This window comes from Vibrio sp. 1151_11 (assembly GCF_029478525.1).
GTDB lineage: Bacteria > Pseudomonadota > Gammaproteobacteria > Enterobacterales > Vibrionaceae > Vibrio > Vibrio anguillarum.
The window spans coordinates 1-19603 of sequence record NZ_SHMN01000016.1 but is presented as its reverse complement, the minus strand read 5'-3'; the positions used below and the strand labels follow the sequence as shown (position 1 = coordinate 19603).

Sequence of the window (19603 nt, the reverse complement as noted above, 5' to 3'; positions counted from 1 at the left end):
TGCATACTCTTAACGGCGTTTTTCTGGTAGCAATTGCGCTTTCTGCTCCGAAACCCACCAAGTATCAAGACCAATATCATATTTTGGCATCACGCTAGGACGCTCGAATTTGTCCCAAGTTGCGATACGATATTGGCTCAGATACCATTGTGGGATCAGATAAAAATTCCATTGTAGAACGCGATCTAATGCTCGGCCTAAAGGCAATAATTTTTCTGGATGCTCTTGATTGGCGGCAATTTGTTCAGTGAGGAAGTCGACAACTGGGTCTGCCACTCCAGCACGATTGTACGTGGAATCGATGTAGTTTGAATTCCAGATAATCAACAAGTTAGGACTTGGGTAAGGATTCGCCGCATAGGCCGACGAAAGCATGTCAAAATCTCTATCGCGCAAACGCTTAAGATATTGTGTGGTATCCACTGAGCGAATCTTCATCTCGATACCAAGCTGTTTTAGATTTTTTTGCAAAGGAATAGCAATGCGTTCCGTGGTCGGACTGTAGATCAATAACTCAAACTCAAACGCTTTACCCGTTTCTTTATGGGTCATCACTTTATCTTTCAGCTCCCACCCCGCCTCTTTGAGCAATTGAAAAGCGACTCGTAGTTGTTGACGAATACGACCAGACCCATCCGTCACTGGTGGTTGGTATTCTTGGGTAAAAACACGTTCTGGGATCTTATCTTTTAGTGGTGTAAGAATAGTGAGTTCATCAGTAGAGGGAAGACCTTTCGCTTCATACTCTGTGTTTTGAAAATAGCTACGCGTTCGTGAATATTGATCGTAGAACATATTTTTGTTCATCCATTCAAAATCCATCGCATAGGTCAAAGCCTCGCGCACTTTCGGATCACTAAACACTTCTCGTTGAATATTAAATACAAAACCTTGGGTTGACGCTGGGCTATTATGCGCGATCGCTTCTTTCTTGATGAATCCTTTATCAAAGTTCAATCCAGTGTATGAGCTGGCCCAAAACTTCGCCGAACTCTCTTGGCGAATATCAAATTCCCCAGCTTTAAATGCCTCAAGCATTACGGTATCGTCGCGGTAATAGTCGTATTGGATCTGCTTGAAATTATGTCGCCCAATGCTGACTGGTAAGTTGGCAGCCCAATAATCTTCCTGCAACTCATAAGTAACACTCTGCCCAGTTTGATAACGTACGACTTTATAAGGACCGCTGCCGACTGGCGGTTCATTTAATGGTTCTGCTAAGTTTTTATCCTGCCAATAGTGCTTAGGCAACACTTGAGTTGATTGAGCCAAACTAAAAAACTTTTCTCTATTAGGTTCTGACATCTCAATACGAACCGTTAAAGGATGGATCGCCGTTACCGATTTAACCGCTTTGTAAAACAGTCGATATTGAGGCACCCCTTCTGTCATGAACTTGTTGAACGTAAACTCAACATCTTGCGCGGTGATCGGTTTACCGTCTTGAAAACGTGCGTTCGGGTTGATATCTAGTTCTAGCCACGAATAGTCATCAGAATAACGAACTTTAGAAGCAATCAATGGATAATAGGTATCAATTTCGTCGCTGGGCGCAAACATCAGTGAATCATAAAGCTCACCACTGCCTGCCGCCGGAGCGCCTCGGGAAGCAAAGCGGTTAAAATTGTCGTAAGTACCCACCTCGCCATAAGTTACTTTTCCGTACTTAGGCGCGCTTGGATTAACATAATCGAAATGAGAAAAATTGGCGGGATATTTGGCTTGCCCAACGCCGGATAATGTTGTGGTTTCTACAACATCCGCAGTCGCCAAAGCACTCATCAGCAGCACAGTCACACCTAACAGCGTAGGCTTAATTTTTCTCATACTAGAATCCTTCCATTGATAACTTCGCGACATTCCATCGGTGTAAACTATTAATAATTCAGTCACTTGGGTAAGTATAGAGAAAAATAAGATTTACGAAACCCCAAGCTGCAATTATAACGAAACAACTTGGCATTGCTGGTAAGTGGTGCGTCGCAATAAGAATTGGTAACTTTGTGGTTTTAGGAACGAAACGTATAGAAAACGCCGCGATGAGATAAAAAGCCCTGCCATGCAGGGCTTCATCGACTTTAACCATCTATGGTAATTTGGCTGATCAGCTCTTTTTCTACCTGCTCGGCCATTTCAAGAGCAATTTGGCACGTTCCAGCCGCTTGATGGCCCCCACCACCATATTTGAGCATTAATCCGCCTACATTGGTTTTCGAGCCACGATCAAAAATAGATTTCCCCGTAGCAAACACGATATTTTGCTTCTGAAAGCCCCACATTTTGTGAATCGAGATATTACACTGGGGAAATAAGGCATAAATGATAAACCGATTCCCCGCGTAAATAATTTCTTCACCCGTCAAATCAAGAATGACAAGGTTTTTATAGACTTTGGCACAACGTTGAATCTGCTGTTTAGATAGAATTTCATGCTCACGGTACAAAGTAACGCGCTCTTGAACGTCCGGCAGAGCAAGAATCTCAGCAATGGAGTGGTTCGCACAGTAGTCGATGAGATCCATCATTAACTGATAATTGGAGATACGAAATTCATGGAAGCGCCCTAAACCTGTTCTTGCATCCATCAGGAAATTCAGTAAATTCCATCCTGCAGAATCAAGCACTTCATCCCGAGTAAACTGCGCGGAGTCACCTTTGTCGACAGCAATCAGCATCTCTTGCCACTGAGAGGGAAACGTATCCAGTCCGCCATAATATTGCCATACTACATGCGCGGCAGACGGCGCGTTTGGATCAATAATATGATTCGGCCTTTCACCTTGATTGCGAATAGTTTCCGATAGGTGATGATCAAAAATTAAGTGAGCATTAGCGACGTAAGGCAGGTTGGTGACAATGTCACGCTCAGTTGTCGTCACCTTCCCATCTTGCATATCCTTTGGGTGAACAAATACGATCTCGTCAATTAGGTTGAGTTTTTTGAGCAACACGGCACAAACCAGCCCATCAAAATCGCTGCGTGTCACTAATCTAAATTTACTTTCAGCTTGTTGATGCTCAGACATAGACAATTTCCTTATTAGCAGTCATATCACTGCTCGGCGTGGGTTTAAGCAGTGTTTTGTATATCAGATCCTGAGTTAACACCTTTTAGGTTTACCAATGCAGGTGGTATGTTTTCATTTTAGACGCCATCGTCTTTTTAACAAACTTAACACAATGGTTTTCAAACATTATTCAACACAGCGCATCATTTTATTGAGCAAATATCGAATAAAGTAATGAGGAATGAAGACTGCTGTTACAACTAGGGAATTGGAGGTAAGAAAAAGCCAGCAACAAGTGCCGGCTGTTAGGTTGAGCTAAGAAGTAAGGTATCTCTATTTACGTTTATCCTGCACGTACTTTCGGCTCACATCAACAAGCGCTACATCTTTAAAGAAACTACGACCAAGTAACAGTGGGTAAGTCAGATGTGTACGATCGGCAAGCGTAAATTCGGTTCTTTCTTTGAGATCACCAATTTCAATCCAAGCAACAACGACCGCACGTCTTTGTGTACCCTCTGCACTGGATTGCCGAATTCTGACCCAGCGTTCAACAGGTAAACTTATCTCATCACTTTTGATGTCATCGTGTTCAATCCTGAACTTGACCCAATCATTTCCATCGCGTTCAAAAGCAACAACATCCACGGCACTAATTGAAGAGGTGGTGGCTCCGGTATCGATACGCGCTTTGAAGCTTTCGTTCAAGCCCGGCACATAGACCCACTCTTTTTCACCTAAAATAAGCTTACCGTCTGAGGTTTTCCTTGCCTCGACCACAACTACTGGCTCTTTCGAGGGCTTTTTAACCGGTTTTTGTGCCTCAGTATTGTGTTGTTTTGGCTCTTCAACTTTTGGCTTTTGCTCTGGTTGTGTTGAGGTTTGGTTTAGCGTGCTGCATGCCATCAAACCAGTACTCAACATTAAAAGAGCAATAAGTTTCAAGTGTTGTTTCATTGACCCACCTAATCAAACTGATAAATATTTAAGAGACATTCACTATGGCTTGAGCAACATAAGGAATATGTTGTTCTGATAAGCCTGCAATGTTAATTCGGCCATCACCTACCCCATAGATTCCGTATTGATCTCGTAGCTGAGCCATCTGTTCTGGAGTAAAGACTAGCACAGTAAACATCCCTTTGTGACTTTCGATAAAGTCGAATTGTGAAGTATTGTGCTGATTTCTCAAATGATTACACAAGGTTTGACGCAGGTTTAACAAACGCTGTTGCATTTCACTTAACTCTTGCTTCCAAATCGCGGTTAATGCTTGATTTTGTAAAATAGTTTTCACCAATGCCGCACCATGATCGGGCGGCATAGTGTAGGTCGAACGGGCTAACGTTAGTAATTTACCTTTCGCATTCGCCACATCTTGTGCGTTTTTACCGACCACAATCGCGGCACCTGTTCGTTCTCGGTAGAGACCAAAGTTCTTTGAACAAGAGGTGGTGATCAACATCTCTTCGACGTTGTTTGCCATAAAACGCAGCCCTTTCACATCCTCTTCAAGACCTTCACCAAACCCTTGGTAGGCCACATCAACAAAAGGGATGAAGCCATTTTTCTGCGCAAGACTGGTGATCGCTTGCCATGCGGCGAAATCAATATCCGCGCCCGTTGGGTTATGGCAACAACCATGGATAAGCACCACATCTTTTGGCCCTGCTTGCGATAAATCATCAAGCATCCGCGCAGTATCGACTTGCTTAGTCTCGCGACAGAAGTAAGAATAATATTTCACTTTTAAACCCGCCGCTTCCATCACAGGTTTATGATTGACGTAACTTGGGTCAGTAATCCATACCGTCGTTTCGGGTTGTGCTACGTGCATTAAGTCACCGAGCATACGCAGCGCACCGCTTGCTCCGGGCGTTTGAATCGCAGCCACACGATCAAGCACTGAAGTGCCAGACAATAATAAGTTCACCATGCTTTGGTTAAACTCTTCACACCCAGCAAGTCCAACATACGATTTAGTGGTTTGTGTGGCAATCACGTGCTCTTGCGCTTTGGCAATGGCGCGCATAATCGGCGTCTCTCCTTGGCTATTACGATAAACGCCAATGCCTAGGTCAACTTTTTCGCTGCGAGGATCGTTGCGGTATGCAACCGATAATGAAAGTATTGGATCGAGTGTTGGTGTTGGTAAATGTGAAAACATGAAGGTCACAACCCTTTGAAATTCAAGTAATGACCTTCAAGTTAGCACTAGATACATAATTTTTACAGTTTAAATTGATGGATTATTTGATTGGCACTGCCTCGCCATTCTAAGCTTGGATCGGCTTTATCCTGTTCAAATTTTCCATCAATCAAGACATCAACATATTCAATGACTTGTCTTTGAGCATCACTGAGTTCGTTTAGGGTATATCCCGTCCATAACCAGATATCTTTCCCCACACATTCAGTCTTTACTCGTTTAACCAACTGCAAAATAGAAGCAAGGTTTTGCGGGTGTAAAGGATCGCCACCCGACAAGGATAAGCCTCGGCGCTTGATGCGCATGTCGTTCAAGTCGGTGATGATCTGCTGCTCTAGTTGCTCATTGTAAGTGTGGCCAGAATGCAGCGACCAAGTCCCTTTGTTGTAACATCCTTTGCACTGATGTTCACAGCCGGAGACGAACAGCGTACAACGCGTCCCCGGGCCATTCACAACATCAATCGGATGATATTGGTGATAATTCATGCCAACAGGTTACTCACTATCACTTACAAGTGTTTAACGCGACGTTTAACTTCTTCTTGTTTACCGAAGTTAAACGGACGAGCATCTGGGCTACCAAGGTAGCCACACACGCGGCGGGTTACGGAGACTTTGGATGAGTCGTGATTACCACATTTAGGACAGGTAAACCCTTTACTCGTACACTCAAATTCGCCAGTAAAACCGCATTCATAGCACTCATCAATTGGCGTATTGGTCCCATAATAAGGAACACGGCTGTAACTGTAATCCCAAACGTTTTCAAGCGCTTCTACGTTTTTCTGCATATTCGGAAACTCTCCATAACAGATAAATCCACCACTTGAAACCTCTGGATATGGCATCTCAAAATCAATCTTATCGTATGGATTAACTTTCTTTTGCACATCCAAATGGAAGCTATTGGTGTAATAACCTTTATCCGTTACACCTTCAATCACACCAAATTCTTTGGTGTCAATACGGCAGAAACGGCTGCAGAGGTTCTCACTTGGCGTACCGTACAAACTGAACGCGTAACCGGTTTCTTCCGTCCATTGGTTAACGGCCCCTTTCAGGTATTTAATGATATCTAACGCGCGATCTCGCAGCTCGCTATCATCATAAACATGTGTATCACTGCCATAGAGCGCGGTAATGGTTTCATGCACACCGATGTAGCCCAAAGAGATAGATGCTCGGCCATTTTTGAATATATCGGCAATAGAATCATCGGCTTTTAATCGAACACCACATGCCCCTTCCATATACAAAATAGGTGCGACGCGTGCTTTGACTTTTTCAAGGCGGCTGATGCGAGTTTCTAAAGCACGGCGAGCCAGTTTTAATTTTTTATCGAGTAATGTGTAGAACTGTTCAATATTTCGGCCCGCTTTCAGCGCGATACGAGGCAAATTGAGACTGACTACCCCCAAATTATTGCGCCCTTCGTGAATCAGCTCACCACCTTCTTCATAGGTATTTAAGAAGCTGCGGCAACCCATTGGGGTTTTGAATGAACCCGTCACTTCAACTACTTTGTCGTAGTTGAGAATGTCCGGGTACATGCGTTTGGTTGCGCACTCTAATGCGAGTTGTTTGATGTCATAATTTGGATCTTCCGCTTTATGATTTAAGCCATCTTTGATGGCAAATACCAATTTAGGGAATACAGCCGTTTTACGATTTTTGCCTAAGCCAGCAATGCGATTTTTCAAAATCGACTGTTGAATCAATTTAGAGGCCCAACTGGTCCCTAGACCAAAGCCGAAAGTGACAAACGGAGTTTGCCCATTAGCGGTATGCAAAGTGTTGACTTCATATTCAAGTGACTGGAATGCGTCGTAGCACTCTTTTTCTGTACGGGACATAGCAAAGGCTTCGGGATGATGAATATCCCACTCTTTTGCTATTTCTAAATGTTTGTCGTAACTGGCTGTCACATAAGGTTCAAGCACTTCATCGATACGGTTGATGGTGGTGCCGCCGTAAATATGGCTCGCAACCTGAGCGATAATTTGCGCGGTCACTGCGGTGGCGGTTGAAATTGATTTTGGCGTATCAATTTCCGCATTACCCATCTTAAAGCCATGAGTGAGCATGCCTTTTAAATCAATCAGCATGCAGTTAAACATTGGGAAAAAGGGAGCGTAATCCAAGTCATGATAGTGGATATCACCCTCTTCATGCGCTTGCACAATATCACGTGGTAAAATGCGGGTTTTAGCGTAGTGTTTCGCCACAATACCAGCCAGTAAGTCACGCTGCGTTGGGATCACTTTGCCGTCTTTATTCGCATTTTCATTGAGCAGATCGGCATTACTTTCTTCGATAAGGCCTTCAATCTCTTGCGTCAAGGCACTTTGCTTTTCACGCGCGATATCACGATCGTGTCGGTACTCGATGTATGAACGAGCTAATGCTTTATAGGGCCCTTGCATTAGCTCGTTCTCTACTAAGGTTTGAATCTCGGCGATATGGACTTCATCGTAATCTTTGAGCTTCAGCTCTACCGCCAACGCCACATTGAGTGCGTAAATAGCGATCTCTTTATCAATATGTTCAGCTGCACTTTCGACGGCAGATTGAATGCGATCACGGTTGAACGGGGCTCTCGATCCGTCACGTTTGATTACGATAGGTTTCACCATTTCTCCTTACCCCTAGCATACTCACAGAGTTATCCACAAACACACTATATAGAGCAGTTTATTATCCGACTGACACAATATATTGTGGTGCATTTAACGAAAACTCCCAACTCAGGGTATTGATTTGGATCAAAAAAAACCGAGCATTGAACAAGATCAATGCGATCTTGGAGTAGTAGATCTCACTTAGAAAAGAAACGATGAAAATTGCAAATTTTTGATTTTCCCTCTTGAAATTTCACCAAACCTGATGGGCTAAGCCTTCACATTCGATCAGTGAGGGATTGCGATGTTAAAATCAAAATGTGTATGTCAATTAGCGGCAGCAATACTCTTTATTCCCTCTTTCGCGACTTGGGCACAAAGTCTCACATTAGCGACATGGAATGTCGAATTCCAGCACACTATTTCATGATTAATCGAGGTCATTTCGTTGCCAAAAAACATCATCCATACTTTTCTTGGAATGGCTTTTCTTGAAACACTGTCCTCGGGCGAGCCAAGTGATAATAGATGGCCGAAATGAAGTTAATTGGAATGATCAATCCGCACATTGATCAACTTTAACCACTACAGCACGATTTTTACCCGCCGACTTGGCTTGGTACATTAAACTGTCCGCAACAGTAAGTAAGACTTTATCAGGAACAAGATCGTAATAGGCGCCACCCAAACTGATACTGAGCGTGATGGTATCATTGACTACTCGCATTGGATTTTCATAGACAGATTGACAGATATATTGAGCTTTCAATTTGACCTCTTCAAAGGTATAGAGAGTAAGAATAATGGCGAACTCTTCTCCACCTAAACGAGCAATAAAGTCATTATTGGATAACTTTCTCTGTACATGTCTAACCACATGAATAATGGCTTGATCACCCACTTCATGACCAAACTGATCATTGATTAGCTTAAAGTTATCAATGTCAAACACCAATAAGGTGAAGGGGACGGGAGTTCCTTGCAATTCTGCTATCTTTGATTGGAAGTGTCGGCGATTACTGATTTTTGTTAGCTCATCAGTTTGCGCCAATTTCTCTAGCAAGTGATTTGCTCTCTCTAAATCGATGGTTTTATGTATGACTGCGCGTCTTAACATCAAGATGTAAATACAGAGAACCATCAGAGCTACGCTAATGATGATCGGGATAAAATATTTTGGGTAAACCGTTTCCATGTAGATCCAGCGACTAAATAACTGCATTTTAGAGGCATCAGATACCTTATCTGTCGCATTTGCGAGCTTCTGCCAAAGAACGTCATTGCCCTCTTTCACCCCAAAGCGCAACGGCTCAGAATAGAGAAACTTAACTGGCACATATTTTTTCGGGCTATTTTCTGTAAACATAAAGAGATTAGCGACTTGATAATCGCTAATAAACCCTTCTAATTTTGCACTGGAAGCGGCATACAACATATCTTCATTCGTGGCAAAGTAGACCAAGTTTAATTTAGGTAAATATTGAGCTGCGTAATACGCCTCATAGCCACCCAATACAATGCCAACCTTAATATCGGTTTCACCTGAAAATATTTTGTCAAAATCCGTACCGAGTAAGTGTTGATCTAAGAATACGTGCGTCTCGATCGCCATAATTTCAGGTCCAAAATCGAGGAACAGATCTCGCTCAGGTGATTGAATTAGACCCGCATGAACGTCGGCTTGCCCATGTTTAACCAGCTCTAGTGATTCGTTCCAGCTTACTAGTTTAAATTCAACATCGAACCCGCTTTGCTCAGCAACGACTTTCCAATAATCGACTAAGATTCCGGCAGGCTCTCCTTGCTTATTAATATACGAATACGGTTTCCACTTGGCTGAGCTTGTAATAAGCAGAGGTTGAGAAAAATCATGCTCGCTGGAGAGCGGTTCACCGACTTCTGCCGTAGAAGCGATAACTGGAAGCTGCAGCGCCAATACAGCCATCACTCGAGAAAATATCATCAATAACGCAGATTTCAGTTTCATGTTTTCCTAACTGGGGAGTTTAGTTGACTCAAACACGATTAAGCTTGCACCGCTTTTCTTGTTATGAAACACCTTTAGTTATAATCATAGCGAATTTATCCGTAATCTACCTATTTAAAACTGCATTTTTAATATCCATTGCCTGCTGACATTTTAAAGCTGATAAAAAGGGCGCTGACTACTCAGCGCCCTTTTTATAGTTAGAGCAAGGGAATTGTTAGAACAGAAAGATCAATGACGCATCACCGTATAATACAAAACAGGAATAACCAATAAAGTTAAGACGGTAGAAACAAAGATGCCGAAAATCAGGCTAATAGCTAAGCCATTAAAAATGGGATCATCTAAAATAAATACCGCCCCGATCATGGCCGCTAAAGCGGTAAGCATGATGGGCTTAGCACGAACAGCCGCAGACTGAATAACCGCTTCGGAAAATGCCACGCCTTCTTCAACCTGCTGATTAATGAAATCAACCAGCAAGATAGAGTTACGCACAATAATCCCTGCTAACGCAATCATACCAATCATCGACGTGGCGGTGAACTGAGCACCAAGTAACGCATGGCCGGGCATGACGCCGATAATCGTCAGCGGGATTGGAGCCATAATGATCAACGGAACAAGGTAGGACCTAAACTGCGCGACAACCAGTAAGTAAATAAGGATCATCCCAACCGCGTAGGCAATGCCCATGTCGCGGAATGTTTCATAAGTGATCGTCCATTCACCATCCCAGAATATTTCGACACCATTTAACCCTGTAGGTTGGTGGATATAATACTGTTCCACAGATAGACCAAGTGCATTAATGTTGAACGCCATATCAAACATACCGTATAAGGGGCTGTCTGTTTCACCCGTCATATCCGCCACCACCATCACCATTGGTAACAGGTTTTTATGCACAATGTAGTCATCCATTTGAGTTTGGCGAATAGTGACTAAATCAGACAGTGGATATGCACTGCCCGCAGTGCTCCCTACTTTCATGTTCAACACTTGATCTAATCGGACTTTGACGTTTTCACTAGCTTGCACTTGAATGGGGATTGGGTACTTGCTGTGCTCACTGTGCAAATAGGTGATCGGCTTTCCACCGACGGCCGTCGCCAAAGCATCGACTATCGAAGCATAAGGTACTTGATAGTGTGACGCTTTGCTGCGATCAATCACTACTTGCCATTTTTGATGCACTTCCGGTAGATACATATCGATATCGACAATATCCGCTGTTTCGCGGAAGATCCCGCGTAGCATCCTTGCCACTTGTGCCCGAATCTCATGTGTCGGACCATAAACTTCCGCTAAAATAGGTGACCAAACGGGTGGCCCCGGTGGAACTTCAACGACTTTGACTTTACCGCCAAATCGGCTGGCAACCTCATTAAGCTTGAGGCGTACTTCACTTGCAATCGTATGACTATCTTTATCGCGCTCTTTTCGCCCTAACAGGTTCACCTGAATATCACCTTGGTTGGCTTGATTGCGCATAAAATAATGACGAACAAGGCCATTGAAGTTGATCGGTGCGGCTGTACCTGCGTAAATCTGATACCCACTGACTTCAGGCACGCTATTTAACACCGTGCCAAGTTCAAATAAAACGCGTTGCGTTTTCTCAAGCGACGCCCCCTCAGGCATATCCAATACCACTTGAAACTCTGATTTATTATCGAAAGGCAGCATTTTTAAAACCACGGCCTTTGTGATTGGCAGTAATAGGGAGCCAGCAATAAGCGCAAATACCGCAAGCATCAAGAAAAGCCGGTTACGTCTTTGTGCAGCCGAGACCACGAAAGGATTCATGATTCGGTGAAAGATGCCTTGAGTTGATTGAGATTGTGCTTGATGCGATGAAGGCTTAAGAAACTTGGCCGCTAACCAAGGTGAAAAGACAAATGCAACCGCCAATGAAATCAGCATTCCCATCGAAGCATTGATGGGAATTGGGCTCATATACGGGCCCATAAGCCCAGAGACAAAGGCCATTGGCAATAGTGCGGCAATCACGGTTAAGGTGGCAAGGATTGTGGGTCCACCCACTTCATCAACCGCCGTAGGAATGAGATCCACCAGCTTGCGCTTACCTAACGCCATATGACGGTGGATATTTTCCACAACAACAATGGCATCGTCCACTAAAATGCCAATAGAGAAAATTAACGCAAAAAGCGAGACCCGGTTGAGTGTAAAACCCCATGCCCATGATGCAAACAGTGTCATCATCAAGGTGACAACAATAGCCATACCGACCACGATAGCCTCGCGCCATCCCATCGCAATAACCACCAAAATAACGACTGCAGTGGTTGCAAAAATCAATTTACCGATCAATGTATTGCTTTTATCGGCGGCGGTTTTCCCGTAGTCACGCGTGATTTCAACACTGATTCCGTGTGGAATTAACTGATTTTCAAGTTCTGCAACTCGAGCTTCAACCATCTCAGCCACACGAACGGCGTTTTCACCTCCTTTTTTAGCGATGGCTAAGGTAACTGCTGGATAAATACCTTGCTTATCACTGGTCCAAACTTGTTGGGTTGATGTATCAACACCCAATTGAACCGTAGCGACATCCGCTAAATATACCGGTGTCTGGTTATGCAGCCCAATCACCAATTGCTTTACTTCTTCAACTTTTGTTAAAAACTGACCAATTTGGATGGGAAACTGCTGATTTTCATGCGTCAGTTTCAACATTGGAGAGCTGTGGTTCGCCGCAGGAAGATGCTGATTCAGTTGATCTAACGTGATGCCAAAGCTGTTCATTTTAACGGGGTCTAAACGTACATCAACAATAGTAGGGTGGCGACCTATCGTATAAATATCTCGTGTACCATCAATGCGTTTGAGCTCTGTTTCTAAACCATGGGCCACTTGCGTTAACTGCTGGTTGTCCAAAGTACCCGTTTTATCGGATAACGTAATGCTGACGATAGGCACATCTTCAATGCCTTTAGGTTTAATGATCGGCTCGCCCACCCCAACGCCTTTTGGCATCCAATCTTTATTGGAATAGAGTTTATTATAAATACGAACCACGGCGTCGTTTCTAGGAACGCCGACATCAAAGATAGCCACAATCATCGCACCATCGGGTTGTGAAAAAGAGTAAATTTTATCAATTCCCTCAATTTCAGAGATGATCTGCTCTGCTGGGTTCGTCACTAAACTTTCCACTTCCGCCGGAGAAGCTCCGGGAAAAGGAATATACACATCGGCAAAGGTCACATCGATTTGCGGCTCTTCTTCTTTAGGAGTAACCATTACCGCAAAAACGCCCATCAGTAACCCAACAATCGCGAGCAACGGCGTCATCGCTGAAGTCTGAAAAGCTTTGGCAATACGTCCTGAGACGCCTAAACGATTATCCATATCACTCACCTACTTGTGTAAATACACGGCTTGCAACCGTATCGCCTTGTTCCAAGCCAGATAATACTTCCACATATTCACCATAGGTTTGCCCTAATCGCACTGGATTTAGCAGTCGTTTATCATCAACGATGCGATATACGGCACTCAGTTCTGCTCGGCGAATCACAGCGGCAACAGGAATGAGCATCACCTCACGTTGACCATAATTAAACTCTGTCTTGACCCACATTCCTGGCATCACTTGCCCGGACTTGTTAGTTTGATCTGCACGAGGCAGCTCAAGACGGATTTTGAATGTATGTGATTGAGGGTCTGCATAACTGAATAAGCTGTAATCGATTGGGGTTATTTTATCGCCCGTAGGCATAATGACTTGGAATTGAGCAACATTGGTGACTGCAGGCTGATAGCGCTGCGGAATGGCCGTTTCAACACGCAACTCATTGAATGAGAAACCACTGAGCAGCGCAGTACCCGGAGCCACCGTTTCACCCAGCTCTACATGTCGCTCCGTCACGACACCATCATAAGGGGCGGTAATATTGGTGTATCCAAGTGACTCCTTCGCCTGCACGACTGCGGCTTTTGCCGCCTTGACGGCCGCAGCAGCACTTCGAGCTTGAGCTTCAGCGCCATCCATTTGGTCTTGTGAAATCGCACCTTTAGGAAACAGCAGTCGATAACGCTTTAGTTGAGCTTGAGCTTCACGATTTCGAGCCTCTGCACTGGTTAACTGAGCTTGAAATGCGTCTAAAGAAGCCGATTGCTGAATAGCGCTGATTTCTAATAGCACGTCGCCCTTTTTAACAAAATCGTTAACGTCGACATACACACCAACGACTCGACCAGAGGTTTGAGCCGCAACTGTCCCTTTGTTAACTGGCTGGACAACACCTTCAAATGCAATCTGCTGTGGTATCTGCTCATAGGTCACGATATAACGATCATCAGCATAGCCAACGGCCCAATAACCGCTCGTGATTAAGGCAATACACGCAATCCAAATTCGCCTTTTCATACCCATCCCTCATGTTAATCGTTACGATTCCACTTGCTTATTGAATTCTAGTTAGATTAAACCGTTTGCGTTTGCTGTTGTTTATTATTCTTAATGCAGATCAACAAATTAGTTGCACCAAGCCCAACCATCATTGAGACAAAGAATAGCCATACCTCAATATTACCCAGTGCAAGGCTTGATAGTGCTGGCCCTGGACAGATGCCCACTAATCCCCAACCTAACCCAAAAATCGCAGCACCAGAGATAAGCCGGGTATCAACACTGCGAGTCGTCGCTAAACAGAATTTTTCTGCGTTTATAGGCTGCTGTCTTGCTTTAATAACGATGAAATAGGTCGGCATAAAAACGGCCAATGCGCCTCCCATCACAAACATTAAGCTTGGATCCCAAGCACCAGCCACATCCAAAAAACCTACGACTTTGGCTGGATTGGCCATTCCTGAGATAACCATACCCGCACCAAACAAAATACCTGCCACTAACGAGGTTAATCTAAACAACATCTGATTCATTTTGACTCACTTATAGAAGATGAAGGCGTACAAACACAGTAATGGCAGCAACGCCCATGAAGGTACCTGTCGCCGCAATAGAGCGAGTGGATAGTCGACCAACACCACAGATACCATGGCCACTGGTGCAACCATTTCCTAATCGAGTGCCTACCCCAACTAATAGGCCAGCAAGCGCCAAAACACCGTTATTAAAGTTAAAAGTTTGCGGCACTTGTGCATTTAAAAACCAAACGGCAATAGCACCACCAGTTACCATGCCAAGTGCAAATAACAAACGCCATGCAAAATCACGCGTTTTAGGCGTCATCAATCCCGTTAATACCCCACTTATCCCAGCAATTTTGCCGTTAAACAGCAACATGAGTGAAGTTGATATCCCTAGTAAAACACCACCTAACAACGATTCCCAAGGAATAGAAAACAACATTATTTATCCTTTTAACCTATGACAAATGAACTAATTACAAAAAACGGTCTGCAAACTTTGAATAAGCTGTACAACCCGCGGATCTGATAGCGAATAGAAGACTTGCTGCGACTCCTTTCTTGCTTTGATCATATTTTGCTTACGAAGCACGGTTAAATGTTGCGAAAAGGCTGATTGACTTAACATCGAGCTTTGCTGCAATTCTCCAACGCCCACCTCACCATTAATTAACTGGCAAAGCACCATCAAACGCTCAGGATGGGCCATCGTTTTAAGCAACTCTGAAACCTCTATCGCATTTGTTTTCATTTGCTCCACATTGACTGATGTGATCTCCATCATTCCCCCTTCGCATTGCATTTAATTAGATAATACTAATGAATGAGCTTTAGTCAACGCTTATTTAGCTTATCCAAAATTAGATAAATTAACATTAGACATTGCTAATCAATAAATTTATAGTGACTTTAATTTACAACGGAGGGTAACAACATGACGATTGAAAATGGGGTAAGAATATTGGCGGGCAGCATGGTACTGCTGTCGATCGTTTTAACTGTGTTTGTCCATTCAAACTTTATTTGGCTAACGGTATTTGTTGGAGTGAACTTAATTCAAAGCGCTTTCACAGGGATTTGTCCAGCGGCCTTTTTCTTGAAAAAGCTTGGCCTGCACTGAGGATTTACTTACCTTACCATGCCGCTTTTGTTTAATTTTACTGGAGTAATTTATGACTAAGATTGTGATTATTGGTGGTGTCGCGGGTGGTGCATCCGCAGCGGCTCGTGCTCGTCGACTCAGCGAAGAAGCTGAAATCATTATGTTTGAGCGGGGCCCCTTCGTTTCATTTGCTAACTGTGGCTTGCCATATCACATCGGCGGTGACATCAAAGAGCGCAGCAATTTGCTGCTACAAACACCGGAAAGCTTTTTAGCGCGTTTTAATGTAGATGTGCGCACTATGAATGAAGTGCTGCGCATTAATCGTGCAGCGAAAACCATCACTGTACGCAATCTGCTGGATCAGTCAGAGTACCAAGAAAGTTATGATTTTTTGCTGCTTTCCCCTGGAGCGGGTCCTATTGTCCCGTCGATTCCTGGGATTCAAAACCCACTGACCCATTCGCTGCGCAACATTCCAGATATGGATAAAATCATCCAGACGCTGCAAATGAATAAACCTGAGCATGCAACTGTCGTCGGCGGTGGTTTTATCGGTTTGGAAATGATGGAAGCGTTCCATCACCTCGGTATCAAAACCACGCTGATCGAAATGGCTGATCAGGTAATGACACCTGTCGATAGTGAAATGGCGGGCTTTGCTCATGCGGAGATTCGCGCTAAAGGCATCGATTTACGTTTAGGTGTTGCCTTAAAATCGGTCGAATATAAACCAGCGGCGACGTTACCTAGCACAGAATCGGGTGAAACTCTGGAGCACAAACACATCGAAGGTGAACTGGATCTTGTGCTCAGCAATGGTGAAATACTCACCACTGACATCCTGATTATGGCGATTGGTGTGCGTCCAGAAACCAAACTGGCTGCTGAAGCGGGCTTACAACTCGGTGAACTTGGTGGCATTTGGGTGAACGAACAGATGCAGACCAGCGATCCAGCGATTTACGCCGTCGGCGATGCGATCGAAGAAAAGGATTTTGTTACAGGCAAACAAACACTGGTTCCACTCGCAGGTCCTGCCAACCGCCAAGGTCGCATGGCAGCTGATAACATGCTTGGTCGTAACGAAAGCTATCAAGGGACACAAGGAACTGCCATCTGTAAAATATTCGACTTAGCTGTAGCATCGACAGGTAAAAACGAGAAGCAACTAAAACGTGACGGTGTTGAATACGAAAAAGTATATGTACACACCGCAAGCCATGCTAGCTATTATCCCGGTGCCGAAATTGTCTCTTTTAAAATGCTCTTTGATCCACAAAATGGAAAAATATTTGGTGCGCAAGCGGTTGGTAAAGATGGCATCGACAAGCGTATCGACGTGATGGCTGTCGCTCAACGTGCAGGTATGACAGTAGAACAACTACAACACTTAGAGCTGACTTACGCGCCACCATACGGCAGCGCGAAAGATGTGATTAACCAAGCAGCTTTTGTCGCGACAAATATAATGAAAGGCGATGCAAAAGCCATCCATTTTGATCAAATCGATTCGCTAAGTGACACGCATATTCTTTTGGATGTACGTAATCCAAGTGAACGTGAAAATGGTAATCATCTCAAAGGCGACATCAATATTCCGGTTGACCAACTTCGTCAACGTATGGATGAACTGCCCAAAGACAAAGAGATCATCATTTATTGCCAAGTCGGGTTGCGCGGTAATGTAGCCTACCGCCAACTGGCCAATAATGGCTTTAAAGCACGTAACTTGATTGGTGGGTTCCGTACTTATCTGTTTGCAAAACAATAAAAAATTCAATTGAGTGCTGCTGATGCGGCACTCTTTTTAAATTAACCGATGTAAACCGCGATTGGCATATTAGTCTGTTCTTCAAGCTCTTTTAATTTCGCCAACAAAGCTGAGTTAATTTGATTGCCAGCGGTCAACATTAAGTTTCCATTGGGTAAGTACAAATCACGCTTAATTTTCATACCCGGTTTCACTTCACTCAAACCAATGCACAATTCTAGGCCATCCTCCAAGTGTTTTAACGAAGTTACTACCATTAAAAAAGCATCCACGACTGTGGGGTCATATAAGGTTCCAGCCTGCTCTTTTATATAACTCTGCGCACTTTTGGTATGCATACGACGTGGATTATTTGGTGATGCAATATAGTAGTCATAATCTTTAACCACTTTAATAATACGTGAACACAAAGGTATTTCTTCACCATGTAAATGGCCTGGCTTACCAGTACCGTCATACAACTCATCTTGGTGGCGAATGATCTCAACTAGTGGTTCAAAGCGCTTAATTCGGCCTAAAATCTCGGCACCTAATACAGAATTGGCATTAGGACTCTGAGGAATGGAGGTTTCTGGATCAACAATCAACTTTTCAAGTTCTTTATCTTTCGCACCGATTAATCCTATTTGGTGCATCAAACCACACAAATAGACATGACTCACTTGGCTTTCAGGTAGTTTTAACCGCTGCGCTACTACCTTCGCTTGGTTAGCAATACGCTCTGCGTGATCGGCTGGGTGTCCCGTTCGATATTGAATGATCGCAGTAACCATACCCAATATGTCTTTAAACGTCTTGTTACGACTTATCAATAAATGTTCTAACTTTTTATTAGATGATTGCAGCTCTAACGTTCTCTCTTTTACCTTCTGCTCTAAATCTTGATTAAATTCAGCCAGCTTACGATTATTGTCTTCCAAGGCTAGATTCACCACTTCGAGCTCGCTATTGCGTTTTTCTAACTCGATAGCCAAATGTTCTCGCTCTTTTGTCAGACGATAAAACTCCGCTGCTTTTGAAACGATCAATTTTAGGTTTTCGTTATCCCATGGTTTGCCAATATAGGTATGAATTCCGCCGGAATTTACTGCCCTGACGGTTGACTGAATATCACTATATCCAGTAAGCAGGATACGAATCGTCTCAGGATATAATTCTTTTGATTTTGCGAGAAAATCGGCACCATCCATCTCTGGCATCCGCATATCAGAGATAATAATAGAGACCTCATGTTGCTCTAAATATTCCAAGGCTTCCTTTCCGCTATTAAAAGAAACTATGTCATAATCTGTACGCAAAACCCTCGTTAGTGATTTTAGAATTTCGCTCTCATCATCTAGCAGCAGAAGGCTAAGTCTATCACCACCAATCGCTATTTTTTGTGCGACATTTTCCATCGTTCCTCCTCCATTCTAGACAAATAACTGACCACGTCGTCTGATGATAATGCCTGACTCACCAAATGCCCCTGGATAATGGAACAGCCCAAGGTTTTCAATTTATCCGCTTGCTCCTGAGTATCAACCCATTCGGCGATCACTCCCATTTCAAGTGATTCAGCACTGTCTATCATTGCCCTCAGAATAACTTCATTGGACGCTGATTTACCAATTGCTTGAACAAATCGTCCATCAATTTTAAGTACATCGAAAGGCATTTCGCACAGATATTCATAGCCCGCATATCCAGTTCCAAAATCATCCAGTGCACAGCTCAATCCTAACCCTTTCAGTTTACTGAGTTCTTGTTTCGCCTGAATAAAATCCTCAATAAAGTCATGCTCCGTTATCTCTATTGACAAGTTATTCAAACCGCAACTGAGCTTTGTAGTTAGCTTAGTCAATAATTCGTAAAATTGCCCATTTATCAACATGTGATCCGCACCACCAGTTTTGGACACCTAATTAAGTGAGTACAATCACTAATGAGGTGAACCATGACAAACAAGAAAAAACGTATTCTCCATTCTGCTGAATTTAAAGCAGAAGCACTGAAGCTAGC

15 protein-coding genes and 1 pseudogene are annotated in these 19603 nt (G+C 43.6%); 2 read left to right on the top strand and 14 right to left on the bottom strand.

Annotated features, from left to right (window positions below; genetic code table 11):
* Nucleotides 1-9: 9 nt before the first annotated feature.
* The 12 genes from EXZ60_RS12355 to EXZ60_RS12300 all read right to left on the bottom strand — a co-directional run bounded on the left by EXZ60_RS12355 (nucleotide 10) and on the right by EXZ60_RS12300 (nucleotide 15528).
* Entirely contained in the window at nucleotides 10-1827 is a 1818-nt protein-coding gene (locus tag EXZ60_RS12355) for an extracellular solute-binding protein (RefSeq protein WP_277435775.1), read from the bottom strand.
* Nucleotides 1828-2078: 251 nt separating this feature from the next.
* The gene (locus EXZ60_RS12350; RefSeq protein ID WP_170888490.1) at nucleotides 2079-3026 is read right to left on the bottom strand and encodes an exopolyphosphatase; all 948 of its coding nucleotides are present in this window, start codon (nucleotides 3024-3026) and stop codon (nucleotides 2079-2081) included.
* Between the two features lie 315 nt (nucleotides 3027-3341).
* Nucleotides 3342-3965: an ATP-dependent zinc protease gene (locus tag EXZ60_RS12345; protein WP_277435774.1), complete on the bottom strand. Its 624-nt coding sequence runs from the start codon at nucleotides 3963-3965 to the stop codon at nucleotides 3342-3344.
* A gap of 28 nt (nucleotides 3966-3993) precedes the next feature.
* Nucleotides 3994-5175, bottom strand: a complete 1182-nt coding sequence (locus EXZ60_RS12340; RefSeq protein ID WP_277435773.1) for an amino acid aminotransferase — start codon at nucleotides 5173-5175, stop codon at nucleotides 3994-3996.
* 62 nt (nucleotides 5176-5237) lie between these two features.
* A complete protein-coding gene (gene nrdG, locus EXZ60_RS12335) occupies nucleotides 5238-5705 on the bottom strand; it encodes an anaerobic ribonucleoside-triphosphate reductase-activating protein (protein WP_277435772.1) in 468 nt (155 codons plus the stop codon).
* A 23-nt stretch (nucleotides 5706-5728) separates the two neighbouring features.
* Nucleotides 5729-7849: an anaerobic ribonucleoside-triphosphate reductase gene (gene nrdD, locus EXZ60_RS12330; protein ID WP_010320472.1), complete on the bottom strand. Its 2121-nt coding sequence runs from the start codon at nucleotides 7847-7849 to the stop codon at nucleotides 5729-5731.
* 544 nt (nucleotides 7850-8393) lie between these two features.
* On the bottom strand, nucleotides 8394-9824 hold the full coding sequence (locus tag EXZ60_RS12325) for a sensor domain-containing diguanylate cyclase (RefSeq protein ID WP_277435771.1): 1431 nt from the start codon (nucleotides 9822-9824) through the stop codon (nucleotides 8394-8396).
* Nucleotides 9825-10055: 231 nt separating this feature from the next.
* Complete coding sequence (locus EXZ60_RS12320; RefSeq protein WP_277435770.1) at nucleotides 10056-13202, bottom strand: efflux RND transporter permease subunit; 3147 nt, start codon at nucleotides 13200-13202, stop codon at nucleotides 10056-10058.
* Between the two features lies 1 nt (nucleotide 13203).
* A complete protein-coding gene (locus EXZ60_RS12315; RefSeq protein WP_277435769.1) occupies nucleotides 13204-14229 on the bottom strand; it encodes an efflux RND transporter periplasmic adaptor subunit in 1026 nt (341 codons plus the stop codon).
* A gap of 50 nt (nucleotides 14230-14279) precedes the next feature.
* Nucleotides 14280-14738: a YeeE/YedE family protein gene (locus EXZ60_RS12310; RefSeq protein ID WP_013867868.1), complete on the bottom strand. Its 459-nt coding sequence runs from the start codon at nucleotides 14736-14738 to the stop codon at nucleotides 14280-14282.
* A gap of 10 nt (nucleotides 14739-14748) precedes the next feature.
* Nucleotides 14749-15168, bottom strand: a complete 420-nt coding sequence (locus EXZ60_RS12305; protein ID WP_013867869.1) for a YeeE/YedE family protein — start codon at nucleotides 15166-15168, stop codon at nucleotides 14749-14751.
* 30 nt (nucleotides 15169-15198) lie between these two features.
* Nucleotides 15199-15528 (bottom strand): metalloregulator ArsR/SmtB family transcription factor, encoded by a 330-nt coding sequence (locus EXZ60_RS12300; RefSeq protein ID WP_013867870.1) that lies wholly within the window; start codon nucleotides 15526-15528, stop codon nucleotides 15199-15201.
* Between the two features lie 132 nt (nucleotides 15529-15660).
* On the opposite strand from EXZ60_RS12300, the gene EXZ60_RS12295 reads away from it, so the two are divergent.
* Entirely contained in the window at nucleotides 15661-15846 is a 186-nt protein-coding gene (locus EXZ60_RS12295) for a DUF2892 domain-containing protein (RefSeq protein ID WP_017042380.1), read from the top strand.
* A 52-nt stretch (nucleotides 15847-15898) separates the two neighbouring features.
* Nucleotides 15899-17602 carry an FAD-dependent oxidoreductase gene (locus EXZ60_RS12290; RefSeq protein ID WP_277435768.1) on the top strand — a complete coding sequence of 568 codons (1704 nt, stop codon included), beginning with the start codon at nucleotides 15899-15901 and terminating at the stop codon, nucleotides 17600-17602.
* A gap of 41 nt (nucleotides 17603-17643) precedes the next feature.
* Here EXZ60_RS12290 and EXZ60_RS12285 read toward each other — a convergent pair whose 3' ends face one another.
* Nucleotides 17644-18999, bottom strand: a complete 1356-nt coding sequence (locus EXZ60_RS12285; RefSeq protein ID WP_013867873.1) for an HD domain-containing phosphohydrolase — start codon at nucleotides 18997-18999, stop codon at nucleotides 17644-17646.
* Nucleotides 18975-19478: pseudogene (locus tag EXZ60_RS12280) on the bottom strand (EAL domain-containing protein); the annotation flags it as partial. The gene EXZ60_RS12285 and the pseudogene EXZ60_RS12280, both read right to left, overlap by 25 nt.
* Nucleotides 19479-19603 lie beyond the last annotated feature (125 nt).